The 25,885-nt window shown below is 59.7% G+C and carries 25 protein-coding genes; 9 read left to right on the top strand and 16 right to left on the bottom strand.

Annotated features, from left to right (window positions below; translation table 11 throughout):
- Positions 1-93: 93 nt before the first annotated feature.
- Both ACN9MB_RS03470 and ACN9MB_RS03465 read right to left on the bottom strand, forming a co-directional pair.
- Positions 94-624: a DUF6630 family protein gene (locus ACN9MB_RS03470; RefSeq protein ID WP_426270793.1), complete on the bottom strand. Its 531-nt coding sequence runs from the start codon at positions 622-624 to the stop codon at positions 94-96.
- Between the two features lie 79 nt (positions 625-703).
- Positions 704-1,021, bottom strand: coding sequence for a hypothetical protein (locus tag ACN9MB_RS03465; protein ID WP_204635977.1), 318 nt, complete (start codon positions 1,019-1,021; stop codon positions 704-706).
- A 196-nt stretch (positions 1,022-1,217) separates the two neighbouring features.
- Here ACN9MB_RS03465 and ACN9MB_RS03460 point away from each other — a divergent pair, with 196 nt between their 5' ends.
- The gene (locus ACN9MB_RS03460; protein WP_426270792.1) at positions 1,218-2,210 is read left to right on the top strand and encodes a restriction endonuclease; all 993 of its coding nucleotides are present in this window, start codon (positions 1,218-1,220) and stop codon (positions 2,208-2,210) included.
- 106 nt (positions 2,211-2,316) lie between these two features.
- Positions 2,317-2,913 (top strand): TMEM175 family protein, encoded by a 597-nt coding sequence (locus ACN9MB_RS03455; RefSeq protein ID WP_426270791.1) that lies wholly within the window; start codon positions 2,317-2,319, stop codon positions 2,911-2,913.
- A gap of 431 nt (positions 2,914-3,344) precedes the next feature.
- Here the strand turns inward: ACN9MB_RS03455 and ACN9MB_RS03450 are convergent, their stop codons facing one another.
- Together ACN9MB_RS03450 and ACN9MB_RS03445 are read right to left on the bottom strand one after the other, a co-directional pair.
- Positions 3,345-4,388 (bottom strand): hypothetical protein, encoded by a 1,044-nt coding sequence (locus tag ACN9MB_RS03450; protein WP_426270790.1) that lies wholly within the window; start codon positions 4,386-4,388, stop codon positions 3,345-3,347.
- A gap of 298 nt (positions 4,389-4,686) precedes the next feature.
- Positions 4,687-5,481 carry an aminoglycoside N(3)-acetyltransferase gene (locus tag ACN9MB_RS03445; protein ID WP_426270789.1) on the bottom strand — a complete coding sequence of 265 codons (795 nt, stop codon included), beginning with the start codon at positions 5,479-5,481 and terminating at the stop codon, positions 4,687-4,689.
- 470 nt (positions 5,482-5,951) lie between these two features.
- On the opposite strand from ACN9MB_RS03445, the gene ACN9MB_RS03440 reads away from it, so the two are divergent.
- Positions 5,952-6,962, top strand: a complete 1,011-nt coding sequence (locus ACN9MB_RS03440) for a TraB/GumN family protein (RefSeq protein ID WP_426270788.1) — start codon at positions 5,952-5,954, stop codon at positions 6,960-6,962.
- Positions 6,963-7,121: 159 nt separating this feature from the next.
- Here ACN9MB_RS03440 and ACN9MB_RS03435 read toward each other — a convergent pair whose 3' ends face one another.
- On the bottom strand, positions 7,122-7,943 hold the full coding sequence (locus ACN9MB_RS03435; protein WP_426270787.1) for a hypothetical protein: 822 nt from the start codon (positions 7,941-7,943) through the stop codon (positions 7,122-7,124).
- A gap of 130 nt (positions 7,944-8,073) precedes the next feature.
- Entirely contained in the window at positions 8,074-8,880 is an 807-nt protein-coding gene (locus ACN9MB_RS03430; protein ID WP_426270786.1) for a hypothetical protein, read from the bottom strand.
- Between the two features lie 243 nt (positions 8,881-9,123).
- Here ACN9MB_RS03430 and ACN9MB_RS03425 point away from each other — a divergent pair, with 243 nt between their 5' ends.
- Both ACN9MB_RS03425 and ACN9MB_RS03420 read left to right on the top strand, forming a co-directional pair.
- Positions 9,124-9,528: a hypothetical protein gene (locus ACN9MB_RS03425; RefSeq protein ID WP_426270785.1), complete on the top strand. Its 405-nt coding sequence runs from the start codon at positions 9,124-9,126 to the stop codon at positions 9,526-9,528.
- Positions 9,529-9,948: 420 nt separating this feature from the next.
- Complete coding sequence (locus ACN9MB_RS03420) at positions 9,949-10,149, top strand: hypothetical protein (protein ID WP_204635971.1); 201 nt, start codon at positions 9,949-9,951, stop codon at positions 10,147-10,149.
- A gap of 245 nt (positions 10,150-10,394) precedes the next feature.
- Here ACN9MB_RS03420 and ACN9MB_RS03415 read toward each other — a convergent pair whose 3' ends face one another.
- The 3 genes from ACN9MB_RS03415 to ACN9MB_RS03405 all read right to left on the bottom strand — a co-directional run bounded on the left by ACN9MB_RS03415 (position 10,395) and on the right by ACN9MB_RS03405 (position 11,596).
- The gene (locus ACN9MB_RS03415; protein WP_204635970.1) at positions 10,395-10,760 is read right to left on the bottom strand and encodes a hypothetical protein; all 366 of its coding nucleotides are present in this window, start codon (positions 10,758-10,760) and stop codon (positions 10,395-10,397) included.
- Positions 10,761-10,770: 10 nt separating this feature from the next.
- Entirely contained in the window at positions 10,771-11,112 is a 342-nt protein-coding gene (locus tag ACN9MB_RS03410; RefSeq protein WP_426270784.1) for a HigA family addiction module antitoxin, read from the bottom strand.
- Positions 11,113-11,254: 142 nt separating this feature from the next.
- Positions 11,255-11,596: a hypothetical protein gene (locus ACN9MB_RS03405; protein ID WP_426270783.1), complete on the bottom strand. Its 342-nt coding sequence runs from the start codon at positions 11,594-11,596 to the stop codon at positions 11,255-11,257.
- 375 nt (positions 11,597-11,971) lie between these two features.
- Here ACN9MB_RS03405 and ACN9MB_RS03400 point away from each other — a divergent pair, with 375 nt between their 5' ends.
- Positions 11,972-12,913, top strand: coding sequence for an alpha/beta fold hydrolase (locus ACN9MB_RS03400; RefSeq protein ID WP_426270782.1), 942 nt, complete (start codon positions 11,972-11,974; stop codon positions 12,911-12,913).
- A 152-nt stretch (positions 12,914-13,065) separates the two neighbouring features.
- On the opposite strand, the gene ACN9MB_RS03395 is transcribed toward ACN9MB_RS03400, so the two are convergent.
- The 7 genes from ACN9MB_RS03395 to ACN9MB_RS03365 form a co-directional block, all read right to left on the bottom strand.
- Positions 13,066-13,983, bottom strand: a complete 918-nt coding sequence (locus ACN9MB_RS03395) for a hypothetical protein (protein WP_426270781.1) — start codon at positions 13,981-13,983, stop codon at positions 13,066-13,068.
- Positions 13,984-14,245: 262 nt separating this feature from the next.
- A complete protein-coding gene (locus ACN9MB_RS03390; RefSeq protein WP_426270780.1) occupies positions 14,246-15,721 on the bottom strand; it encodes a hypothetical protein in 1,476 nt (491 codons plus the stop codon).
- On the bottom strand, positions 15,718-17,088 hold the full coding sequence (locus tag ACN9MB_RS03385; RefSeq protein WP_426270779.1) for a ParA family protein: 1,371 nt from the start codon (positions 17,086-17,088) through the stop codon (positions 15,718-15,720). Before ACN9MB_RS03385 ends, ACN9MB_RS03390 begins: the two co-directional genes overlap by 4 nt.
- Entirely contained in the window at positions 17,088-17,468 is a 381-nt protein-coding gene (locus tag ACN9MB_RS03380; RefSeq protein ID WP_426270778.1) for a hypothetical protein, read from the bottom strand. The genes ACN9MB_RS03385 and ACN9MB_RS03380 overlap by 1 nt, the downstream gene beginning before the upstream one ends.
- Positions 17,469-17,732: 264 nt before the next feature.
- Positions 17,733-18,479 carry an NrdJb gene (locus ACN9MB_RS03375; protein ID WP_426270777.1) on the bottom strand — a complete coding sequence of 249 codons (747 nt, stop codon included), beginning with the start codon at positions 18,477-18,479 and terminating at the stop codon, positions 17,733-17,735.
- Positions 18,480-18,674: 195 nt separating this feature from the next.
- Positions 18,675-19,259, bottom strand: coding sequence for a histidine biosynthesis protein HisIE (locus tag ACN9MB_RS03370; protein WP_426270776.1), 585 nt, complete (start codon positions 19,257-19,259; stop codon positions 18,675-18,677).
- A gap of 116 nt (positions 19,260-19,375) precedes the next feature.
- Positions 19,376-21,523: an adenosylcobalamin-dependent ribonucleoside-diphosphate reductase gene (locus ACN9MB_RS03365; RefSeq protein ID WP_426270775.1), complete on the bottom strand. Its 2,148-nt coding sequence runs from the start codon at positions 21,521-21,523 to the stop codon at positions 19,376-19,378.
- A gap of 348 nt (positions 21,524-21,871) precedes the next feature.
- Between ACN9MB_RS03365 and ACN9MB_RS03360 the strand changes: the two genes are divergently transcribed.
- The 3 genes from ACN9MB_RS03360 (at position 21,872) to ACN9MB_RS03350 (ending at position 25,393) form a co-directional block, all read left to right on the top strand.
- On the top strand, positions 21,872-23,242 hold the full coding sequence (locus ACN9MB_RS03360) for a Do family serine endopeptidase (RefSeq protein ID WP_426270774.1): 1,371 nt from the start codon (positions 21,872-21,874) through the stop codon (positions 23,240-23,242).
- 265 nt (positions 23,243-23,507) lie between these two features.
- On the top strand, positions 23,508-24,686 hold the full coding sequence (locus ACN9MB_RS03355) for a LysM peptidoglycan-binding domain-containing protein (protein WP_426270773.1): 1,179 nt from the start codon (positions 23,508-23,510) through the stop codon (positions 24,684-24,686).
- Between the two features lie 11 nt (positions 24,687-24,697).
- Complete coding sequence (locus ACN9MB_RS03350; RefSeq protein ID WP_204635959.1) at positions 24,698-25,393, top strand: HAD-IA family hydrolase; 696 nt, start codon at positions 24,698-24,700, stop codon at positions 25,391-25,393.
- Positions 25,394-25,885 lie beyond the last annotated feature (492 nt).

The raw sequence follows: 25,885 nt of genomic DNA, 5'->3' as shown, positions 1-25,885 counted from the left end.
GTGGAGGCCCCATGTGGGAGCGCACCCTGTGCGCGACGCTCTCCGTCACGACTCCAAAACGCCCCTCAAGAACACCCCGCGAGCAAGCCACCCTCACCCGATCTCGTTACCACGATGCAGATGAATCCCCAGCTCCGGTGCCAACTCCCGCATCGGCTCGATATCGCGACTCAACGACATCCATCCCGCCAGGCTGTCATCGTCCGTATCGCGCACCCACAACGTGTAACCGTGCGGCGCGAGATTGTCGTAAGCAGTGCCAATCAAATCGGCGGCATCGATATCGGCATGAAATTCGTCTTCGTCCGTATCGCCATCCCAATCGATGGTCAAATTCCAGCGCGCCGCCAACTCATCGATCGCCTGCACCAGCGCCCGCGTGTCGTCGGCGTCCACATGGAACGTGGCCCGCCAATCCGCCACCTGCCCGATCACCTGAGCCACATCGATCTCGTCTTCGGATAGCTCCGCCACCGCCTCGCGATAGCCCGAGAACTGCTGAAATGCCGCGTCGTCATCGCCCGGGTTGATCAGCAGCAGGAACTGCCACACCTTGGCGTCAAGCGAATCGTCGTCATCGTCGAAGGGCTGGGTGGTGTCGAAATCGTCGTCGGAGGAGTTCATGGCGGGGGCATCCAGAGTCAGGAGGACATCATCTCACCCCCGACTGTCTCCGAGAACCGCCGGCGGAAATGTCCTTCTATCAGCCGAAAATGAGTCCCAGCAGGCCCAGCGCTGCCAGTAGCAACGGCAGAGCAACGACGGCCAGCTCCAGCAGGCGCCGCTTAGGCCTGGGCGGCTGTAGCTGCCGATACGCAAGCACGCCGAGCACCAAAGCCACGACGGATAGACACCCCGACACCAACAGCGCCTGGAGATACAAACCCAGGATCGGCATACCGCACGCCCAACCTTGAGCCTGCAGCTGCATCCGTATCACCGACTCTCCTTGCATGTACGCCAATAGCGGCACCACGAACAAAGCGAGGACCGTGATCAGCAGCGATAGCGCACGTTTCATCGTTCACCCGTTCTTTAGCGCGGAGCGCTTACTGATTAACTGGTCTCTTCGCCATGCAGCGCACGCAAGCCTACATCGATCAGCCGAGTGGCAATCGATTCTGCTTATCGGATTCAATCACCCCGGACTCGTTGCCCTTCGCGCGAGCTCGGTCGCTATTCTAAGAATAAGCGGTGCTAACGACTCAGGGGGAGTTATGCCGAAGCGCAAGGAAAGTGGCATCGAGTTTGTCGCCACGCTGGTTTGGCCAGCGGGCATCGTGCTCGGATTCTTGGCGTTTATCGGCATTCAATACGGCTTGAACTGGATATGGAGATCCAGCGACAACCCATTTCTATCCGGACTTGGCAAAGTCGCCGCCACAGGGATGCTTGCACCCTTCGCCTGGCTCATTCTTGTCGCCTTTTGCGCGGCGTCGGCGGCATCGTTCTTCAGTAGACGCAAACGCCGCCAGTTGCTGGACGCTCAAACAGGCATGGATAGCCTGCGCAGCATGGACTGGCGGACGTTTGAATTGTTAGTCGGCGAAGCTTTTCGGCAGCAGGGTTACGCCGCGGAGGAGACGGGACAGGGCGGCGCCGATGGAGGCGTGGATCTGGTACTTCGAAAGAATGGCCAGAAGATCCTTGTCCAGTGCAAGCAATGGCGCGCCCAACGGGTCGGCGTGCAGGTCGTACGTGAAATGTTTGGCATCCTGGTCGACCAGGACGCAGCTGCGGTGAAGATCGTGGCGCTCGGCGGCTATACGCCGGATGCCGCAGCCTTTGCACGTAACAAGCCTATCGAACTCATCGATGGCCGAACGCTGCTTTCTACCGTCACGCGCTTGCAGGCCAAGAAGGAGCCTGACGGCCCTTTGGACAACCCCCTGCTGTTCGCGGGAAGCCTTGCAGCCTGCCTGCTGATTGCATTTGCATTGCCCAGCCGGCAGTCACAGCCGTCCTCTCCTTCCACCGGCCGGTCGATATCATCGGTCGACGACGCGAAGGCACCAGCGACATCTTTGCCCACCGCTTCCATGGCGCACCCCATTCCTGCACCCGTAGCCACCCAGCCAACCAAAAAGATCTACAAAGCGTCCGCACCTATGTCCAGTGAGGAACTTCGCGATTGGGAAAAACGCAATCGCGAGGCGATGAAGATCATGGAAAAGACCACGCCCGAACTGGAGGTACCGCCACCCCATTGAAGTTTTCTGCAAGCCGGGGTGGAGACATTTACGTTAGATCCACTACACGCTTCCGCCCCCAACCGATGACGATTACCATGCGGCAAACCTCAAACTGGCCAACGTCATGGCTAAGGCAAAGGACGGACTAGCCCGCTTCTACGCCCTCTCCGACGGCATTTTCGCCGTCATCATCACCGTGATGGTGCTGGCGTTCAAACCGCCCAGCGGCCACAACCTGCAGGCGTTGCTCGGCTTGTGGCCCGACCTGATCAGTTACGCGGTGAGTTATGCCTTCATCGCCGTCGTCTGGTTGAATCATCACGCGACGCTGCGGCACGCGCAGTACTTGACGGGCACCTTGGCGCTGGCCAACTTCGCCAACCTGTTTGCGATCTCGTTCATCCCCTTCACCACCGCCTGGCTGGCGGAAAGCGAACTGGCGACCTTTCCGCTGACGCTTTATGCCTCGGTATTTTTCCTGGTGCAGGCCACCTACATGGTGTTGATGCGGGAAAGCTATTCCCACCGGCCGGACGGCATGGACCCGCGCTCCCGGAGGCGGCACTGGTACCGGGCGTGGATCATGTTGGCGGTGTTTTTTGTCGCCGCGCTGGTGGCCGTTATCCCGCCGTTCCTGCGGCTTGGCCTGCTGGCGTCGTTTCTGATCCTGTATTGCCGGCCTGATCCGTTCGAGAAGACCGACTTGGATTCGCCCGCGTAGGGTGCCCCAGGAATCTGCTTTCAGATGACCCAGGCTCCCCGAATCCGCAAATTCATGCAAAACGGGTTGCGTTTTTACGACTTACTAAGGTTCTCCTGATGATGGCGCAACGATTGGTCGCTTAATCTGAAATTGCTCCCGAGTCGGCAGGACGATTCGGCCAAGCATGCGACCGCCCTACTGGCGGAGCACCAACGGTCCGCCGGCAAGGCGGAACTGGCTGGACTGATGGGCGGACGCATTTGCGCCGCCCATTTCCTTTTCTGGGGTTTGCACGGACAGGGAACCACCCGTCCTCGCTCACTGAATCCGCCTCCTCGCATTCCAGCAGCGTCCAAGGCGTTTGCCCGAACTGCTCGCTCAGTTCGCAGACCCATGTTTCCGCGACTTGAACGCGCGGGCACCACGCACAGGTCAAACCTCCCTGTCACTCAGTGCAACCCCAGCTTTTCCAGCTCACCGCGCAGCGCCCGCTCGCCCTCGCCGCCCGGCGCCCACCCGCTGAGCCTGCCCACGGGCTTTCCGTTCCTGAAGAAGTAGAAGGTGGGTGTTGACCACGTATCGATGGCTGTCCAATCACCTTGTCGGTAGATGTAGTCCATGCGGGCAAGAGGGTGCGCGACATTCCACGCGGCGACGGTACGAGGTCGCATGCGTCCATCCTGAGGCATCAGCCAACGGGCGTGACTGGCGAACACAGCCTTCAGGCGACCATCCGCTTCGATGGCCGCCACCGCATCGCGGGAGAAGTGGCACAGCGGATGCCCGATCACCACGATATCGACCGCCCCGCTCAACCGGATGGGCTGTTGGCTAGCCGACGAACCGTCTTCGCTCAGGACCAGAGCCGACGGCCCTCGACCGTCGACCAGCGCGCCAACGATGGTCGGCGCAGGTTCACTGCTCGCCATCGGCTGGCTGGCAAGCACGGCACGAGCGGCGACGAAATCACGCACGCCAACCAGCGTCACGTAAAGATCCTGGTAGTGATGCAGTTCATCGGCGTGCAGCGTACGCAGCTGATCGAGATCGGCCTGCAGGTCCGGCACGTAGCGTCGGTCAAGCGTGTAGAACGCCGTGTCGTAGGTGGCACGAAACAACAGATCAACTGAGTCTGAGGGCAGTTCCTGCAAGACTGACGTCTTCTGCTGGCTCGCGATGTTCGCCGAATAGAATTCCGTCATGGCTGCCGAACGGGCACTTGGCGGTACCGCATCCAATGCGGCCTCCGCCTTTTGGAAGCGGTCGTATAACCGGGCGATGGCTGCGGCTCGCGGTACATCCTGCGCCGTGGCCACCCCCGCATGAAAAATCATCAGAAGTGTCAGCGCGATCCATGAAAGCGGCCTGGCGATGAACCGGGCGTCGCGCATGGAATTCTTGCTCGTTGGCCTCAGCACGCCAAGAACCGCGACCGCAGAACTCGAGCGTATCGTCATTGCCATCTCCCATGGGATGAAAGTTGGAACAGTCATCAGCGGAATCTCCCGATCTGCAGATCGAGGCCAGCGCCGGAGATTTACCGGATACCGCCATGGAGAAAGACAAACAATTCGCCCGCCACTGAATCAGACGTAGCCATAGAACCTTGCACGCGTACGCTCGCACCTGCGCGCTCTGGCACTATTTTTCCCGAGGAGGGCGACCAACTGTCGCCAGCGGTAGCGCGCCGCAGCAGTCAGATTAGCAAGGCAGCTTGATCAGATATCGCCGATCGTTGCGACTGTCGTCGCCGCGCCGCATGCTCGTAACCTTCAATAAGCTCGGAGCTTATTAAAGGTTACCGACAAGCAGCGCTTCCAACCGCGACCTCGCAAAGTCCACAAACGGCACGCACTCCATAAGCTGGCAACGCGCAGACCCAATCATCGTGCTGCGAATCAAACCCGCAGCCTCGGCTTCCGCACCGATCTGCGGAAAGTACTTGCCGTTGTCATCGCCCACGTCCGGAACTTCCACCCACACACGTTCGTTTCCGATCATGTAGGGAAACCGGCGGAGCTTGGTTCGATGGCTGGGAACCAACGACTCGGCGTAATGCAGAAACGAGTTCCGATTGTGGCCAACGCCTAGCAACAGGATGTACGCGCCCAACCGATACATCTTCTCGAACGGCGAATCCTTGCCGAGCGCATAGACGAAGGGTTGATCCACCGTGATCTCGCCTGCCCTTGCCCCTACTGCAGCAACGGAAGCTTGCGGATGGCGACCGCGCAAACGTTCCGGATGCGCAAGAACCGCGTTGGGTACCGCGCCCATTGGCGTCGGCAGATGATCATGGAAGAGCGGCACGCTCTGCCGGTCGCGAATGATTTGCGGATCCTCGAACGAGGACGACTGCGGATGAGGGTCGGAGACTTGAGGGGTGAAGGTCGGCACGACCAAGGTACCGGAGGCTCCTACGCAATGCTGGAGCGCTGCCACGATGGACTGGGCGCCGCCGCTTATTGCACCAAACGCGGATAGCGAGGAGTGGACGACGACGGTTGCGCCACTTGGCAGGCCCAGCGCCTCGAGCTCTTGTCGTATGAACCCATTGTCGATGGATTCGGTTCGGATATTAGCCATGGTCCTTCTTCATCCGCTCAAGAAATAGTCGCCACAGTCACATTCGTCAAACTCAGTTCCTGAGACGCCCGATGCCGACGCCTGCCGAAGTAAGACGGACCCATCACCGAGGGCTGCTAGAAGCTCATCTTAAACACCTCACTCCAGGCCCGGCTTTGGTTGGCACGCACGGCGCCTACGATTTCAGTCGAGATTGCCGGCCCCTCCTTAGAGACAAATCATATTGGTATCCCGTTGCTGTCGCCGTACGTTTGGCGGCGAAGACATGCCGCCGATCCTGTAGCGGCAACATCGTACCAATCGGAATATACGCACGAGTGCACCGTTTCTATCAGCGTCCCACACTGTTTTCACCGCTTTAGACGGCGGTCACTGGATAGTGACCGATCCCGATCCGGGCGTCGCATTCCAAGTAAATAGATAAGCCATACCTATGCTTCGCGGCACGGCCACATACCCATGAGATCAACATGAAAACTCGCCACATGTTTGCGATCTGCATTTTTTCTATGCCTTGCGTAGCCATGGCCCAAACGACGGTAGTGACGATGCCGGTAACGACCACTCTTCCACTCGTCACAGTATCTGGAACCCAAAGCGGGCCGCACTTATGGAAGGTGACAAAGCAAGATCACGTCATGTGGATACTTGGCACCCTGTCACCGCTACCGGCAGCTGTGACTTGGCAATCGGAAGAGGTTGTCACCGCATTGCATGCCTCTCAGGAAGTGCTTAAGCCACCTTCTTCAGAGCTAGCGCTTGGTCGATTCAAACGACTGATGATGATTTCCAAAGCCCTTGGCAGCGCGAAGAATCCGGACGGCATGACGCTCGCCGATCTTGTATCCAAAGAGACCTATGACCGCTGGGTCGAACTCAATGCAAAGTACAGCCGCGACAGCACCAAGCTAGGCCGCTATCGTCCTTTCTTCGTGGCTCACATCCTCTACCAAGACGCGCTCAAGCATTCCGGGCTGAACAACAAAGACCAAGTTGGCGCATCCGTTCTGAAGATGGCTCATGACGCACGTCTGAAGGTCACCGACCCAATCTATGAGTACGCCGTCGACGACCCCGACGGCTACGTCAAGGAAACCATGGCTCAGCAGGGGGCGGGCATTCGTTGCCTTGGCGAGGTCATCGATGTCGTCGAAAACGATATGGATGTGTTGACCGTGCGCGCCGATGCGTGGGCCGTGGGTGATCTGGACTACTTGGAAGAGCACCCGGTACCTCACTCAATGGAGGTTTGTCGTAGCGAGTTCCAAGACCCGAGCATTCTTGCCAAATATGGCGTGAACGACTTGCAAGCACGTACCCGAAAGGCCTGGATGGATGCCGCCGAAGCCGCACTGACAAAGAACACGACCACGTTCGCGTTCATGCCACTGGAGCAGTTGAGGGGTCGAAATGGTTATCTCGACATGCTGTTGGATAAGGGCTATGAGGTCGTTCGGCCAAAGAACACACCGACGCACTAGGGATAATTGTTCCTGGCGCCATGTTCGGAATCTCCTCCGGCATTGCCAGTTCTATTGATTTGAAAGCAAAGCCCGGGAGAGATTCTGGGAGCAAGGACAGGTTCACTCACAAGGCGGCGAGCAGTGAACCTGACACCGTTCTTCCCGTTGTGCAGCGGATTAGTTGTACACATCGCTTGTCTTAAAGATCGGCACCTCGATGATCGTCACACCCGCCTTTTTGGCCAGCGTTTCGGCAACCTGCACGCGATCGTAGACGTCGCCCGAAGGCAGGTTGCTTGCGACCCAACGCGTGCCGTCCTTGAAGTGCACGACGTAATCGCGCTCATGGCGGATTCGTCCATTGGGTGCAATGAACTTCGCCGACGTAGCTATCCCATTGATGTCTGCGTAGGGATGCACCTGCTCGCGAAGTGCAAAGAACGGGTGGATGACAAAACCCGACTCGCGGACTTGGACGTACGAATTGAGACCCAGCGGCAGCATCAAGACGACCAGGACAACCAACGCGGTTCCCAACCCGCGACACAGTCGTTCGTAGTCGCACTTATATCGTCGCACGGACACATAAGAGATATACCAACGCGCGTCCTCGCCCCAACGGCGGCGAACCCAGGCACAGAAGACCATACAGGCCACGCCAGCTCCGGCGAACATCGCGGCAAGCACCAGGAAAGCATGTGAGATCGGAAAGGTCATGACGGCCTGTGGAAGCAACATGACCCGCAAGGCATGAATTGCGTCGAAGGCAAGATAGGTCACGACGCCAAAGCAGGCGGTGAGTGCCACGAAATACAGATTGGCTCTGCCGTCCAATTTGGCAAAACGCTTGTCCGCGTCGGCGCCAGTCACTTGCAAGGCGGGATCGCTTATTGCGGGAGCGACCCTTTTCAAATGCGCTATGTAACCAACGAAGCTCGCACCGAAGAGGGCCATGGCGATTACGCCAATGATGATGACTTTCAAACCTTCAGGTTGCATCGATCCCCCTGCTCCTTGGACAGATTTTCAGCAAACGGTGTCAGGTTCACTTCTGTACAAGAAAAGTGAACCTGACACCGTTTTCGACACCGTTTTCTGGTTGTCTAGCCAACAGTAAGACTCTCGCCATCTAGCCTGCAGACACCGGCGTATGATCGAATGTCGCCGCCGCTTCTCGCCGCAACCGCTCAAGCTCACTGGATGAGCGCTCCACATCACGCTGCACGCGCTTGTAGATGCCACGTAATGCCGGCTTCAAATGGTCCATCGTTTCGCGCGGCGGCGTGCCCAGCAGCACGCAACGAATGGCGTGCATATGCAGAATTTCCGGCTCGGACAAATAGCCTTGCTGCCGCCACTTCCAGCCCATGGTCTGGCCATCCGAAAACTGCGAGAAGCTGAAACGGGAGTTGGCAAGGAACAGGCCGAAGCCAAGAAAGACCGCGGCCAGATCCGTTGCGTGCTCCCATACATCCCAGCCACCCGGTGGCGGCTCCGGGCAGCCGGCCGTGCGGTAGTGAGCCAATTCGTGTGCAAACGTTGCCACGAGACTCATAGGATCGTTCAAACGCGCTGGATGGTAGGTGATGAGCGCACCGTCATCCGTCGCGCGAAAGGTGCCGGCAGGCGATGAGGGACTGTTCTTCACCAGCAGCGCCGTCGATACGACGGGGTTGGGGTCGTCCTCTTGCATCTTCAGTTCGCACGGCCAATCCGCCATGCCCGCGTACCCGCGGACGCGCGCGAAAATCGCTTCGGCCATGGCTTGCCCCCGCATGCCGCGCTCTGGAAAAAACTGCGGCGTGGGTTGCACCAACGGACGCTCTTTCAGTGCTTCCATGCCGCCGGTATGCCGGAGCAGCCATGCAAAGCAATCAAATTGCCATTGAGTCAGCTCGCTTCCGAGCAGCGTTCCTTTGCGAAACCATCCAAGCATCTATTTCCAGCCCCCTGCTGAAAAATTGAAGACGGCAAGCGATCCACACAGCCTGTGCCGGCCTATTTTTATTGCTTTGCGAGAGAAATTGCACCCCGGCCCCCGGTTTCCAGTGGTGAGATTCCCATCGCACTTCCTCCATTGACAAGTACGCCCCACCGAACGTAAATACTTGCGCCATTCGCAATAAATGCTGCTCGATGAAACGGTGCAAGGGCACACGATGCAACGTAAGGGGGAAGGATGCTCACATCGGCAATATCCATAGTGCTTGGGTTAGTAGCCTTGCAGGTCGGGCCTCAAGCAAATGCGCAAGTAGTCTCCAGAGTGGTCTATAGCTGCAATGGCTGCATCTCAGACGGGCAGCTCAATGATGTCGATCTGGAAGGCGTGCTTGCGACAAAGCAGCTGGGCCTCGGAACCTACTTCCTCGCGGTAGACGGGCCCAACAACACTTCCGTGGTCTACCAGGCAACGACGGTCGACGCGCTCGACAACCCTCGGCAGCCCCATCGTGAGCTGACGGGCGGGCGCTATCTGGTAATGAAGCCGGTAGCCAATCCATTTACCAGCTTGGCCGACACCATGCTGAATTTCTATCGCGCACAGCCTGTGGGATGGACCAAAGAATTCACTCCCGAGCGGTGAAAAGTGACCCACCCGATTCTTGCTGGGCTGATGGGCGGTCGCGAATGCGCCGCCCATTTCCTTCTTGTCGCCACCACCACCGGTGAGCGCCTTCAACCGCCCACCGAACTCCCCTCCTCCGACTCCAACAGTTCCCACGCAATTTCCGCCGCCTACTCGTTCAACATGTAGAGCGCCGCAAACAGGCCCTCGGCGAGTGCAGGAGGGAGCGGTAAGTTGGCGGAGCAAACGGGACGGAGGAAGTTAATTCGAACAATGGCGGTGCGATTTAACTACCTCCGTTCCGTTTGTCAGAATCGTCCCGCTTGTCGGGATCGAGATTGTGAGGAGAGGCTGGAACTGCGGGGCGGCGCAAAATCTTGCTCCCTCATGGCGTTGCGGCGTAGCATCCCCACAAGATCACGGTTTAGGAGCAGCCTCATGAAATGGAAACTTCTTGGATTCCGCGTTGCCTTCTTCAGCTTCGTGGCCTGGTGCGCTCTCGCGCTCTATGCGGTGCTTATCGGCCCGTCTTCGGTGATGGAGCGCGGCACCGGTCTTTGGATGTTGATCGCTCTGGGCTTAGTCGTGCAGGGCCTCACGTACGTAGGGGAACGTTTGTTTCGCCCAGCGCGGCATTGAGAGATGCCTAACTGCATAAAAAGCCCCCACCTCGATGGGGGCTTTTTCTTATTTAGTTCTGACGCGTGCAGACGGTGCCACCATTACTTGTAACGCAAGCGACGAGCGCTGGTGCAGCAGGCGAAGGCGCGCTGACCTGAGGCAAGAGCAAGCGGGACGGAGGTGGTTAATCGGAGCAGTGGTGATGGCAATCAACCAGCGCCTTCCCTGCTGTTACTGCTGTTACAAACGGGACGGAGGCGATGTCATTTAGCTCCCTCCATCCTGGTGTCAGGCTCCAACATTTCCCACGCAATTTCCGCAGCCCGCTCGTTCAACATGTAGAGCGCTGCAAACAGGCCCTCGGCCAGCGCGGGAGAAAGCGGCAGGTTGGCAGGCGGATAGCCGGACGAGCTTTCCTGGATGACCCGGTAGGCCTCGCTGTTGGCTAGCACGCAGGACACGGCTTGAATGGCTTCGGCAAGCGTTGCGCTGGTGGCCGCCAGGCGCTGCGCCGGTTCTGGAAACTCGTCGAAGATCCAGTAGCGGCGGCTCAACGGGTTGACGGGTTTGCTTGGGTGGGATGGTGCGGCGTTGCGGCGTTTGCGCGCCGTAGGTTTGGATCTCGCCATGATCCACTCCTTAGTAGTTGGTCGTGGTTAGCGGACCGTCATCCACGAGAGGACGATAAGCGCGGATCACCGGCTTCGCCTTCTCCAAGTCGTAGCGCGCCTGAAGCGCCAGCCAATAAAACGCGGTGGTGTCGAAGGTCAGCGAAAGGCGTAAGGCGATCTTTGGCGTGATGGGTTGGGTGTCGGCGATGAAGGCTTTGATGTGGTGAGCGGGTATGCCGGTGCGGCGGGCAAGTTGGGCGGGGTTGAGGGCGTTGGGGATCAGGTAGGCGTGCAGCAGGATGTCGCCGGGGGCTCGCAGGGGTTGCGAGGGGTCTACTTCCGAGTGCGGGGTGAGCTGGATCAGTTCCATGGTGGTTCCTCCCTGTCGGACACGGCTCCGCAGCGGATAGGCGCTTACAGCGCTCCGTGTCAGTGAATGCTTGGCAGCTTTGTCGGTGATCGCTCGAGTGCGGCGCATCGCCATGCCGGCCGATGCGCTGCAACGGCGATCATCAGAGGCGTGTGGTGTTCACTCGAGGCTCGTCACCGAGCAGGCGGGCGTACTGCTGAAGGCAGTGAATGGCCGTGCTTAGGTTGGTCGTGACGGCCACGGGAAGCGGCCATGGCAGCGCTCTGCCGGGGAATCCCCGCGCCTGCGCGTGACGGCACTGCTCGCTGTCGAGACGCAGGCGCGTGAGGGCGAGCACCGCCAGGGCGATGTCACCGCGAGTGTGATGACGCAGGGTTTCGGGCCATGCCACCGCCGTGGATGACGGAGCGTCAGGCGGAGGAGTGAGGGTGTCGTCAGGGGGAACGGACGAGCGAATGCGTACCGTATGATCGTGGATAGCCATGATCAACTCCAAGCAAGTTGGTGATGGTTAGCGGGTCGTGGGTGTTGCAAGCACTCACGGCCCGCGCCTCATGACCTGGTGGTCATGGTCATTCGCGAGGCCGCGCAATGCGACAGCGCGAATGACTGACTGACCCTAACAAGCGGGGTTGGCAACGTCTGTCAGGGATCGGCGAGATGGGTGTCCACCTGGGTGAGGTGATGCGTGACGGCGCAAGGCCGGCTAGACGTCAGCACCATTCTCTACCCGTCCGCGTTATTCGGCGCCTTGATCACGTCCAGATAACGCGACCTGCCTTGAACTACGCCCGGACCGGCGAGCCTATGGCCGCGGTCCTCTGGGGCATTACCTGATCCGGCCTTTTCTGAGGGAGTCATGCTGATGATTCGCCCACTGCTTTTGGCGTGCCTGTTCGCGGCCGCCAGCTTGCCCGTTGCTGCAACCGTTCAACCCTTTCCGCCATCGTTCCGCGTCCAGGACATCCAGACGGACGGGGCCACGATCCACGTTCGCGTTGGCGGGAAAGGGCCCGCCGTTGTCCTGCTGCATGGCTTTGGGGACACCGGCGACATGTGGGCGCCGCTGGCGGCGGACCTGGCGCGCAATCACACCGTCGTCGTGCCCGACCTGCGTGGCATGGGCCTGTCCTCACATCCGGAAAGCGGCTACGACAAGCGCACACAGGCTGCGGATATTCGCAGCGTGCTGACTAAGCTAGGCATTGATCACTCGGCCGTGGTGGGGCACGACATCGGCACCATGGTGGCGTACGCCTATGCCGCCCGCTATCCGGACAAGACCGATCGCCTTGTCGTGATGGATGCTCCCGTGCCCGGCATCCCGCCGTGGGACCAGATCGTGCGCTGGCCTGCGCTATGGCATTTCGATTTCGGAGGCCCGGATATGGAGCGCCTCGTTGCCGGCCGCGAACGCATCTACCTGGATCGCTTCTGGAACGAGTTCGCCGGTGATCCATCGAAAATGGACGAAGCATCGCGCCAGCACTACGCCGAACTCTATGCCCGACCGAACGCCATGCACGACGCGTTCGCGCAGTTCCGCGCCTTCCGCAAGGACGTCGAAGACAACCAGACGGCCATGGCGACCAAACTCACGATGCCCGTGCTCGCGATCGGCGGCGAGAAGTCGTTCGGCGCAAACGAAGCCATTGTGATGCGCAATGCCGCCACCAACGTCACCGAGCTGGTCGTCCCCCATGCCGGTCACTGGCTCATGGAAGAAGCCCCCGGCACCACCATCGCGGCGGTTCGCAACTTCATCGATGGTAAGCCTGTGGCAGCTGTCGGGGCGAAGTAGGCTAGAACAGAAGGGGCAGAACGCTTTCTTTGGAAGCTCACTGCTTCAGAACCAAGTCGCGTGGCGAAGATCCGGCCACGAGGCAAGGCTGAAAAAGTGTTCTGGCCACTTTTGTTCGCCCGCTGACCGGTGAAATTGTTCTTTGCACCCTTTCAGTAACTAAGTTTACCACCCGAGGCCAGCAATCTCTTGGCGTAGTGGCTAGAAACAGCAGCAACATAATCACCTAAATGCTCGCTGTTTACCAAGTCACACCACCACTCAATTGCACCATTGTACGACTGCTCACCAAACCTGGCGTAATTGCACTGCCGCGGACCTTCGTCGCCCACAATCCATAGCTGCGCATCAGTAACTACGACCGGATGAATGATATCGACTGCGTTCAGACGCCTGGACAGCGTGAACCACATTCCGTCAACCCAATCATCCTTTATGTGATCGAACTCGGCTGTGATCAACAGCTCCCGCATGTCGCTACGCCCCATGCTTTCCACGATGCTCGCTTGCGCAGATCTCAAATTACGGCTGGCTCGCCAGAAAACTGAATTATCCAGCTCTTTCTCGGAGCCAAAATTTGTCTCTCGAAAAGATGTGAAAGCCATTAACGATTGGGGACGAATCATTTGTTCCCAAAGACGCGCGCGATCCTCCGGATATGCGTGCTGGTGAGCCCGTTTAATTAGGGCATCGATATCTTCCAGGCTTATACCAAGAGCACGGAAACGCTTAGACAAGGCCTTGTACTTGCCCGTTGAGTCACCGAACCATCTTATATGGTCGAAAAATCGCGTATCTGGCGACTCAACCGGTGAGAGCAACAAATGAAAGCCGGCCATTGTTTTGACTTCGACTAGCACTGTAATACGGCATACCCACTCGTGGGCCTTGTCGCCACTCAGCCATATCTGTCGAGCGACTACATCTAGCTCACGTTGTTTCTGAGTTTGAAGATCTTCGTAGTAGAGGCCGTGGGTAGACGCCCAAGCATGGTCTCTAAATAGATCCACGACGACCCGCTCCGACTGAAAACTTTTGTACGGAGCGCTCGACAATATTCTCTGTTCCATGCTCAACCCAACGTTATGAGACCAAAAGATCAATAAGCCAAGTAAATTGGGAGGACTGAGCTGAAGGAAACGATGGGCGCGCTCTCAACGCGGTAGCAAGTGCACCTGCCCGCCCTTTCTAGACAAGGTGGCGTGTGACGGAGCCAGGCTGGCTGAATGTCAGCATCATTCCTTTAGATGATCGGAGAACAGTGCGTGCTCTCTAACACATGCGCACTGCCCCATGAGATTGTCACTGGCACATTTTCAGGCACCGTATGCCTCACATCGAGACGTTTGGTGCAACACCACCTTTCTTCAACATTCGAGCCGCGACTCGGAACAAATCCGGCATATCAACTCGTCCATCACTCCTATAGGAAAACACCCCTATCCTCTCCATAGCCTGCACAAGCCGCTGGTCCTCATCCGCCTCTGACTTCACGACGAAAGGAAAGGGCGGAAGAAATCCCGACTCTGGGTCGGAGGAAACCCTTCGAATTACGTTCAGGGTGTTCGAGTCAGCCCATCGCCTATAAATCTGCGAGGCCTCACATGGAACGGTTAGTCCGGCTAATGGAGCAAGCGCTCTTTTCACCCACTTGTACTCAACGACCAATTGGTCCACGCGAACTTTTGAGGCTTCACGCAGTCCATGGCGGATGCCCTCAACTGTTAGTGCCAAGTCAGCCCTATCGCTTCCAAATTTCGCGGCCTCCACGAACAGCTTGATGAAGCTTCGCGGCGTGACTTCACCCTTCGCATCGGCCAAATGCTTGTACGGCCACTCGTAGGTCTTTCCCTTCTTGTTGCTTTTCCCCATGAAGGGACCTGCAAGCCTGGTCATGACCCTCTCCTGGGCCCTTCTGTCGAGCAGCAGCGACCAATCACGCCGCCTTGCCACTGGATCCATAGGAATCCTGGCACCTTCCTCCTCAACTAGCTGAGCAAATGCAGCCTCTCCGTTTTCTTGTATCGACTCAGAGAGTCGCCAATATAAGAGCCCATATAGGTCGACCAAGCTCCATTCGAGCTGAACACGACCGCTCCTAAGCTTCGGCATTTCAACGAATTTTAACGCCTCGTCGTTCAGCTGCTCCGGCCGAATAAAGACCTTCGCCTTTACAGCCGATAGTGCTCGCAGAGACCAGACGACCTCGAACAAGGCGTCGGTCAACGCGGAAGAGCGCCGCCAATCGTTGGACCAAGTATCGATCGCGTCGAATGTAACGAGCAATGTCTTTTGTGCGGCAGCAATCTTTCGATCCAGTCTCCGCAGTTCCATTGCTGCCTCTTCTGGATCTGTAAGAGATTGCATTACATCCCGAATCGACTCATCCAGCGCAGATGGATCAAGTACCGACCGTGCGGCACGGATAATCACCGCCTGCCAAAAATCGGTTCCCACGTCCCGTTCCTTGCCTTGAGGAACACGCGCGTCAATAACCTTCGCTGTGACTGCGCCTTCGGATGCAAACCCGGTATAACCAGACCTCACGACGAGCCCGCTTAGCCCGATATTTGGATAGGCGATTGAGGCGACATCTCGCGTCGCCTCCTGCTCCAACACGCCAGCCCAAAAGCTTTTTCCCGTTCCTCGCGAGCCAACAACGACGGGCGTATTGGGGTCGAGCGCATTCGCATGCTGTTCAGGCGTGAATATCTGCTCTACGGTCGGACGATACTCACCCGCAGCATCATGATCTGACGGCATCGTTGCCAATGCCGCGCGTATATCGTCATTCCGACTCGAACTCATACATCGCTCCCAAGGCCGCGAACTGACTCATCAACCATTCGCGATGCCATCTCCAAAAAGTCTCCGAATGCTGCGCCATAAGACTTCTCGCTAAGTATCGACCTATCTCCATCCGGATCAAATTGCCGAAAAGCCTCATCCTCGCCAATCGCGACGACTGTAGGCTCATCGACGTTGGAGTCCATTAAAAGCAGATCATCATTAATTTGTTCGTCCCACTCGACATTGAACTCATCCCTAAATTCAGAAAGATTAGGCTCGAAGCTAACGCTTGGCCGCCGCCCCAAGAATCGCGAGAAAAGACCCTGAATTGCCAAAGGAAAATCCTTAGTATTCGACACAGGGGCTTTTGATTGAACGACCCTCAGCCGGTCGCTCCACTCATCCTTTGGCAAAGGAAGGGTGCCAAGATGCGAAAAAAGCAGCGTAAATCCCGCATACGTCTGCGATTGATCTGAGCCAAAGAGAAAAATCTCGGCACCAATACCCAACAGGGCAGCTGCAGTAGTTTCATGCAAGCCGGCTCTAGCATCGATCAAAATAACATCGTACCTAGACTCGGGAGCCACCTCTTCAAGTAGATCATTAATTTGGTCTGTAAATGTTCTTCCTGGACCAGCCGATATGTAAGCTCTGGCGATCTTTGCAAGAACATTTCCTGGCGCCTCCAGCGAACGCCTTCCGACAGCGGGAATGACGTCAACGCGCCCCCTGCCGGCACCCAGCCAAGATGGCCCCACTAGATCCGCGTTATATTCTTTATTCCAAGACCCGAGGCCAGATTCCACTAGATAGTCTAATAAACCGAACTCAGGAAGGATTCGCCCTGGGAGGAGCATGTTTCCTAATCCCGGCGCCTCCAGATCCATATCTAAAGCCAGCACACGTCTTCCACGGGACGAGAGATGCGCCGCAAGAACACAAAGAGCGGTTGATCTACCAACCCCTCCCTTCAAACTCGCAAAAACCAAGCGCAGCGGCGCTTGCCTTTGTTCCGAGGGAAGGCGTAACCAATCGGCACCAACCATTCTCCGGTCGACAATCGAGACTTTGCCAGAGTAAAGCTTTCCTTGAACGAACACGTTCCTACGCTCTCTATGACCTCGAAGCGAGTCGTCATAGAGTTCCTCTGGAGTAGCGACAGACTGATCACTCCCGTCGACATACTTATCTAACAACTCGACTGCGCATCGAGCAAGACCGATACGCTCATTGCGATCATGACTGTGATCCAAAACTACGAAAGTCAGCCTTCCGCTGACATCTCTAAGGAAAATGTTCTCTTCTATCGATGCTCCGCCCCACTTCTCAAAGATCAGGTCGGCAAAGATAGAAAGGGAATTATCAAAAAGCACCTGCGCAGCCATTACGTATTCCTTATGGACGCGGTTGCAAAGAGACGTTTCGTGACCTCGAACCAGGCATTCAACTCTTCCACGGTCGTATCACCAGTTCCCTCATATCTTCTACTTACATTCCAAGTTGAGAAGTGATTGCCCTTCAACACCTCATACATGGCAGCGTAGGAACTGCGTTGTCCAAGGTGCTTGCGTGCAGCATGAAGCAAATCTGGCAGATGACCGTAAGGAGCATCGTTGCCGGGTCGTAGCGATTCAATGCGAAATTTGATGGCACACTCTGCGGCGAATCCGACCAAGTGCCCGGCACCATCGAGATGCCCGTGGCCTTTCAGAAGAGTCGCATCAAGGAAATGGCGCTTGGCCGCACTTTCGTAATCTTCAGCCATCGTTTCCCCACAAATCTCCCGAGATGTTGACCCAACGCCCTTCTCTGAAACCCTTGCTCCCGATCGGTGAGCTCTGTTCAGTAGCTTGAAACAGCCTTTCGGCCTCATGGGCGGCTAGGATTCTATTTTGGCACTGAAACACCTCAGCCACACCTAAGCCAGCGTACAGGCAGTGGCCTATCGGCGCCTCGAAGGCGCTCCAAAAAAAAGGGCGACATTGCTGTCGCCCCTTGTATTGGCACCGAACGAATGTCCTAGATTACTTTAGCCGCACTTGCTATACCCACAATTCAAACAAGTCTGGCACCCATCCATCAGCACCAGCGCCTGCGTATTGCACTTGGCGCAAAGGGTGGCGCCCGGCGGGAAGCCGGTCGAGGATTCGGTGGCAGCGGTTTCAGTGGTGGCGGCGGCAGCCTTCTTGCCGTTCGTAACCGCCTCATAGGCAGCGCGCTTCTCGGCGACCAGCTTGCGGGTGGACTCGTCCATTTCCGGGTCGTGGATCAGGCCGATCATCTTCATGTGCTGCTCGATGACCGCGCCGATCTCGGCGACGATGGAGGGCATGTAGACGCCGCCGGCCTTGAAGTAGCCGCCGCGGGGGTCGAAGACGGCCTTCATCTCTTCGACCAGGAAGGTGACGTCGCCGCCTTTGCGGAACACGGCGGAGAGGATGCGGGTGAGCGCCACGATCCACTGGAAGTGGTCCATGTTCTTCGAGTTGATGAAGATCTCGAAGGGGCGGCGCTGTTCGTGCGGGGTGCCGGCGTTGAGCACGATGTCGTTGATGGTGACGTACAACGCATGCTCGAACAGCGGCGACTTGATCTTGTAGGTGGAGCCGACCAGCGTCTCGGGACGCTCCAGGCTCTCGTGCATCTGGATGATTTCCGCCTTGGGCGCTTCCTTGGAAGCTGCCGGCGTGGTGGCGGGTGCGGCGGCGGACGCGGCCTTGTCCTCGGGCTTGACGACGTTGTAGCCCTTGATCTTTTTTTCGATCTTGATCGCCATGGTGTGTTCTTCCGACGGGTTTGGCGGCGCGGCGGTTTTGTTTGGCTAAGAACCGGCGTCTTGAGGTGGTCGCGCTTCTGGGCGTTGTCGCTACTGGATTCCGGCCTGCGCCGGAATGACGAGCAAAAAAAACAATGACGAGCTTGGAACGATCCGGCCCGGCGTGTTGAGCGCCGGGCCGGGTCGCGTTACGGCTTACTTACGGCGTGCGGCTTTCTTGGCCGGCTTGCGCACGGCCTTCTTCACGCTCGCCTTCTTGCTGGCAGTGGACCTCTTGACCGCCTTGGCGGCGGTCTTCTTACCGGCGGCCTTGCGGGCCGTCTTCTTAACTACGGCTTTCTTGGCCGTCTTCTTACCGACCTTGCGAACGGCCTTTTTGGCAGCGGTCTTGCGCACTGCCTTCTTCACGGCCTTCTTGGCAACCTTCTTGGCGGCTGCCTTCTTCACGGCTTTCTTGGCGACCTTCTTGGCCGCTGCCTTCTTGACGGCCTTCTTGGCAGTCTTCTTGACGGCGGCCTTCTTCACAGCCTTCTTGACGGTCTTCTTGGCTGCAGCCTTCTTGACCGCCTTCTTGGCGGTCTTCTTGCCGGCAGCCTTCTTGACAGCCTTCTTTGCAGAAGCCTTCTTGGCCGGAGCTGCCTTCTTGGCTGCGCTGGACTTCTTGGCACGAGCCTTCTTGGGCTTGGCGGCCGGGGTCACTTCGACCACGGGCACTTCGACCGGCGCGTCAACGACCTGGGTGTTTTCGTCTTTCACATCAAACTCTGTATCGATGGACATGTATGTAATCCCCTCCGACGTGGATACTGGAAGCTATGTTGAGCCTTGCCGCAAGGTAGTTACGGTGGTGCTCTTGGCAGTGGGCTGATACCCGTGATCAGGCATCGGCGGTTAGTTTAGAACTTTCCGTAATACCCTTCCTTCAAGGCATCGAACAGGTTGGCGGCGGTATGCATTTCGCCGTCGTATTCCACTTCTTCGTTGCCTTTCAGTTCGACAACACTACCGTCCTCCAATTCGAAGCGGTAGAGGGTGCTCTCAAGATCGGCTTCTTTGACGAGCACGCCTTGGAACGCAGCGGGGTTGAAACGGAAGGTGGTACAGCCCTTCAAACCCTGCTTATACGCGTAAAAATAGATGTCTTTGAAGTCTTCGTACGGGTAGTCGGTGGGGACGTTCGCCGTCTTGGAGATGGACGAGTCGACCCACAGCTGCGCGGCGGCCTGGATGTCGACATGCTCCTTCGGGGAGATGTCGTCGGCCGAAACGAAGTATTCGGGGAGCTTGGACTTGGGATCGTCGGAGAACGGCAGCGCGTCGGCATTGATGAGCGCGCGGTAGGCGAGCAGCTCGTAGCTGTACACCTCGACCTTTTCCTTGGTCTTGCGGCCTTCGCGGATCACGTTGCGCGAGTAATGGTGCGCAAAGCTCGGCTCGATGCCGTTGCTGGCGTTGTTGGCCAGCGACAGCGAGATGGTGCCGGTGGGCGCGATCGAGCTGTGGTGGGTGAAGCGCGCGCCGGTTTCGGCCAGCTCGGCCACCAGGTTCGGCGCCACACTGGCAACGCGCTGCATGTAGCGGCTGTACTTGGCGTGCAGCACGCGGCCCGGGATGCTATCGCCCACCTTGTAGCCGTCGGCGGCCATTTCCGGACGCTTGCGCAGCATCTCGCCGGTAACGGTGTAGTCGCGGGCGAGCACGGGCGCGGGGCCCTTTTCCTTGGCCAGGTCCAGCGCCACTTCCCAGCCGGCGACGGCCATCTCACGCGAGACTTCTTCGGTGAAGGCCACCGACTCGCTGGTGCCGTAGCGCATCTTGAGCATGGTGAGCGTGGTGCCGAGGCCCAGGAAGCCCATGCCGTGGCGACGCTTGGAGAGGATCTCGTGGCGCTGCTGTTCCAGCGGCAGGCCGTTGATCTCCACCACGTTGTCGAGCATGCGGGTGAAGATCTTCACCACTTCGCGGTATTCGTCCCAGTCGAAGCGGGCCTTGGGGCCGAACGGGTCGCGCACAAAGGTCGTCAGGTTCACCGAGCCCAGCAGGCACGAGCCGTACGGCGGCAGCGGCTGCTCGCCACACGGGTTGGTGGCGCGGATGTGCTCGCACCACCAGTTGTTGTTCATCTCGTTGACCTTGTCGATCAGGATGAAACCCGGCTCGGCAAAGTCGTAGGTGGAGACCATGATCATGTCCCACAGGTGACGCGCACGGATGTGCCCGTAGACCTTGCAGGCGACCAGGCCGTCCTCGCGCCCCACGTAGTTCTCGTGGGTGGGCCACTCGCGCCAGACGATCTTCTCGGCGTCGGTGAGGTCGACTTCGTCCTGTTCCTTCACGTGCACCGGGAACACGAGCGGCCAGTCGTGATCGTGCTCCACCGCCTGCATGAAGCCGTCGGTGACCAGCAGCGAGAGGTTGAACTGGCGCAGGCGACCGTCTTCGCGCTTGGCGCGGATGAATTCCTTCACGTCAGGATGGCTGACGTCGAACGTGCCCATCTGCGCGCCGCGACGGCCACCGGCCGACGAGACGGTGAAGCACATCTTGTCGTAGATATCCATGAAGGACAGCGGGCCGGAGGTGTACGCACCGGCGCCCGATACGTACGCGCCGCGCGGACGCAGCGTGGAGAACTCGTAGCCGATGCCGCAGCCGGCCTTCAGCGTGAGACCGGCCTCGTGCACCTTCTCCAGGATGTCGTCCATGGAGTCGCGGATGGTGCCGGACACGGTGCAGTTGATGGTGGAGGTGGCGGGCTTGTGTTCCAGCGCGCCGGCATTGGAGGTGATGCGGCCGGCGGGAATGGCGCCGCGGCGCAGCGCCCACAGGAAACGTTCGAACCAGTGTTCGCGCAGTTCCGGTGTGGCTTCCACCTCGGACAGTGCGCGGGCGACGCGCTGGTAGGTTTCGTCGACGCTGCCATCCACGGGCGCGCCGGACTTGGCCTTCAGGCGGTACTTCTTGTCCCAGATATCGTACGAAGCCGGCTGCAGCGGAATGGCAGTGGCATCACGGTTAACGGCTGGTGCACGCGCGGTGCTCATCGGCTTCCTGACCTCTCGGTATGGCCTCACGGCCCCGTGTTGGTGTTGTTCTGATCGGCTAAGCCGCTTGTATCGAGCCGCGCCCGAAAAGCAAAAGCCGCGCGTAGTGCCCGATCCTTGCGTTCCTTGCCCGACCCTTCGGCAACTCCCCCCTGAGAGTGCCCTGTGACACCAGCTCTTGGGTGGATGCCCGGCTTGGTCACACAACATGTTGTGGTCGCGAACGAGGGAAAGTTACCCCTGCCCTTTCGCGATGTAAAGTGATTTCGTCAATGCGGGATCGATGGAACCGTGGACGCTGCGCTGAGTCGAATGAGCACCGATTCAACTCGTCATGAAGGAGACTCCATGTTTGTCCGATGCATCCGCCGGCTGGCCGCTGCAGCGCTGGTTCTGCTGGCCGCGACACCGCTGGCCGGCCACGCCGCCATTCCCACCTCGATCGATGGACAGCCGCTGCCCTCGCTGGCGCCGATGCTGGAGAAGGTGACGCCGGCGGTGGTGAACATTTCCACCAAGACGCGGGTACAGGTGCGCGATCCGTTCTTCGACGATCCGGTGTTCCGCCAGTTCTTCGGCCTGCAGGGTTCGCCGCGTTCGCGCGTGGAGCAAAGCCTGGGTTCGGGGGTGATCGTGGATGCGGCCAAGGGCTACATCCTCACCAACAACCATGTGGTGGGTGGCGCCGACGACATCACGGTGACGCTGCAGGACGGCCGCGACTTCAAGGGCAAGCTGGTGGGCACCGACCCTGACACCGATGTCGCGGTGGTGCAGATCCAGGGCACCAACCTGCAGGCGCTGCCGATGGCCGACTCCTCGCAACTGCGCGTGGGCGACTTCGTGGTGGCGGTGGGCGACCCGTTCGGGCTCGGACAGACGGTGACTTCGGGCATCGTGTCGGCGCTGAGCCGCTCGGGCCTGGGCGGCTCGGGCTATCAGAACTTCATCCAGACCGATGCATCGATCAATCCCGGCAACTCCGGTGGCGCGCTGGTGAACCTGCGCGGCGAACTGGTGGGCATCAACACCATGATCCTGTCGCCGTCGGGCGGCAACGTGGGCATCGGCTTTGCCATTCCCACCAATCTCAGCCGCGAGGTGATGCAGCAGCTGGTGACCAACGGCAAGGTCAACCGCGGCAACCTGGGCGTGGAGACGCAGGACATCAACGCGCGCATCGCCAAGGTGCTGGGCCTGAAGGACAACAACGGCGCCGTGGTCACGCGCGTCACCTCCGGCTCGGCCGCCGACAGTGCGGATATCCAGGTGGGCGATGTGATCACCGCGCTCAACGGCAAGCCGATCCGCAACGCGCAGGACCTGCGCAACGCCGAAGGCCTGATGCCGCTGGGCAGCAGCGTGAAGCTCACGGTGCAGCGCAACGGCAGCGCGCGCGACGTCACCGCCAAGCTGGTGCCGGAGAAGCTCGCCACCGTGGACGGCGCCAAGCTCGATGCACGCCTGGCTGGCGTGACCTTCAGCGAACTCTCGCAGAACCTGCGCGCACAGGGTGTCGGCGGCGTGGCCGTGGGTGCCGTGCGTGCGGGCAGCCACGCGGCGCAGGCCGGTTTGCAGGCCAACGACATCGTGATCGGCATCGGCAATGCGCGCATTCCCGATCTGCGCACGCTGCAACAGCTGGCCGGGGTGAATCCGCGCCAGCTGGTGCTGGTGGTGTCGGGCGACGAGGGCGTGCGCTACGTGGACATCCACTGATGTTCGCCCGCACCGCGTTGCGACGGCAGCGCGGTGCGGGCACGTTCACGTCGCAAATGGAGCTGCGACACCTTGATCTGCGGGAACGGGGGATGAACGTGGCGGGGAATGCGTGCCGGATGTCGCGTTTTTACACGATGCAAAGGGGCGAATTCGCTTGCGGTTTGTGCGGGAGCTGGCTGAAATAGCCGGGTTACATCTCTTGCACGCACGCCCACTCAAGCGGCCTGCGAACCATCATCATCATTCGAGGTTCCCCACCGCCATGTCACGACGCCTTTCCCGCCTGCTCATCGTTGCGCTGCTAACCGCATGCGCCGCCTCCGGCGCACTCGCCGCCGGCAAGACCACCAAGTCGACCAAGAAGCCGACCACCCCGCCGCCTCCGGCACTGGTCTGGCGCGGCGACTACGCCACCGCCCGTGGCGTGGTGGAAGACGTGAGCAAGGCCTGGGAGAAGAGCGGCAAGGGCCGCATCGAGATCCAGCCGTTCAACACGGCCTCGGGCCTGGATGCCGTGGCGCACGGCCTGGCCGACATCGCCGGCAGCGCGCGCAACAGCGCCGGCGGCATCGAAGGCGACCTGGTGTTCACCCCGGTGGCGTTCGACGCGCTGGTGATGATCACGCATCCGTCCAACGGCACCGGCAACCTCACCGTCAAGCAGCTGCACGACATCTACTTCGGCAAGATCACCAACTGGAAGGACGTGGGCGGCAAGGACGCGCCGATCAACCTGTATGCCGTGGCCAGCCCGGGTGACGGCGTGGAATACAGCCTGCGCCGCCTGATCTTCGGCCGCGGCAACCAGCCGGTGGCCGCACCGCGCCTGTACGTCAACACGGCCAAGCTGGAAGAAGCCGTGACGCTCGATCCGAACGCGCTGGGCGTGACCACCCTCTCGGGCGTGGCCAGCAACAGCAAGGTGAAGATGGTCAGCGTGGACGGCGTGCGTCCCAGCGTTTCCACCATCACCGATGGCAGCTACGTGCTGTACACCCCGCTCTACCTGGTCACCAACAAGGAAAGCCCGAAGGCCGCGCAGATCACCGCCTTCATGGAATTCCTGCACACCGACCAGGTGAGGTCGCTGGCCCGCGCCCATCAGCTGGTGCCGTACACCGATGCGCCGCAGCTGGCCGAGAACGACAAGGCCCGCCGCGAGAAGCTGCTCGCCGAGAACGGCATCAAGATGGACGTGGTGGCCGATCCGATCCCGACCGCCACCGCCGTGTCGATGCCGACAGCGCCCGCGGCGGCTGAAGCCTCTCCGGCCGCCGAGAAGGCGGCTGCATCCGGCCAGACCTATACCGTCTCCAAGGGCGATACGCTGGGCGTCATTGCCAAGAAGTACTCGGTGTCGGTGGCGGATCTCAAGAAGTGGAACGACCTGTCCAGCGACAACGTGAAGATCGACCAGGTGCTGAAGGTGAGCGGCAACTGATCTCGCCGCACGTGCGCATCCGCGCCCTGACGCTCGACCTGGACGACACCCTGTGGCCGGTACTGCCGGCCCTGGAGCGTGCCGACCGCGATCTCGACGCGTACCTGCGCCAGCACTATCCCGACGTTGCGCGCGCATGGCCCATCCCGGCCATGCGCGCGCTGCGTGCCGAGGTCGCCGCCGAGCGCACCGACCTCGCCCATGACTTCACCACGCAACGCCACCTCACCATGCAACGCGCCTTCACCGCCTGCGGCATCGCCGAGGCGCCGCTGGAAGCGTTGTGGGAGGTGTATTTCTCGGCGCGCAACAGCGTCGAGCTCTATCCCGACAGCCTGCCCGCCCTCCAGCGCATCGCTGGACGCTGGCCGGTGGTCAGCCTCACCAACGGCAACGCCGACCTCGACCGCATCGGCATCCGCGGACACTTCACGCATCACGTGTGTGCGCGTGACGAGGGCGTGGCCAAACCCGACGCGCGTATTTTTGAAGCGGCCGCCGAACGCCTCGGCCTGAGACCCGAAGAAATTCTCCACGTCGGCGACGATCCCGAACTCGACGTCGTCGGCGCCCGCGACGCCGGCCTGCGCACCGCCTGGATCAACCGCCACGGCCACCCCTGGCCCGGCCTACTGGGCACCGCCCCGGACCTCGACCTGCGCGATATGAGCGCGTTGGCGGATTGGTTGGAGGCGCAGGGGGAGTAGCTGCCCGCATCGGGACTTGCCGCCCTCCCCCTTTGTGGGAGCGCACTTGTGCGCGACTGGCCACACCGGGTGTACCGCTCCGTCGGCTTGTCGCGCACAAGTGCGCTCCCACAGACAAGCGCCGCGCCGCCAGGCTTCGCTTTAAGTCCTTACGAGCTCCAGGATCACGCGCTTCTGCAGAGGCTCGGTTGTGGCACAAAGGCAAGAGCGCCCCTCACCCCAGCCTCTCTGCCCGGAGAAGAGGGAAAAGTGCAGTGCATGGCTATTGGCGCCCCCTTGTGGGAGCGCACCCTGTGCGCGACAAGCCGACGGAGCGATACACCCCAGCGTGGCTGTCGCGCACAGGGTGCGCTCCCACAGTGGCTTCGCTTTAAATCCTCTGATGCGCTGAAGCCCGCTCCAGGATCACCCCCAAATACCGTCTCGCCCCCGCCCCCAAAAGCGCGCATCATTCACCATCACCAAGCCGCCACCACGGCCCGTGCACGCATC

Origin of the sequence: Dyella kyungheensis (assembly GCF_049913195.1) — a bacterium.
GTDB classification, from domain to species: domain Bacteria; phylum Pseudomonadota; class Gammaproteobacteria; order Xanthomonadales; family Rhodanobacteraceae; genus Dyella; species Dyella kyungheensis.
This window is presented reverse-complemented; position numbering and strand designations above follow the sequence as displayed.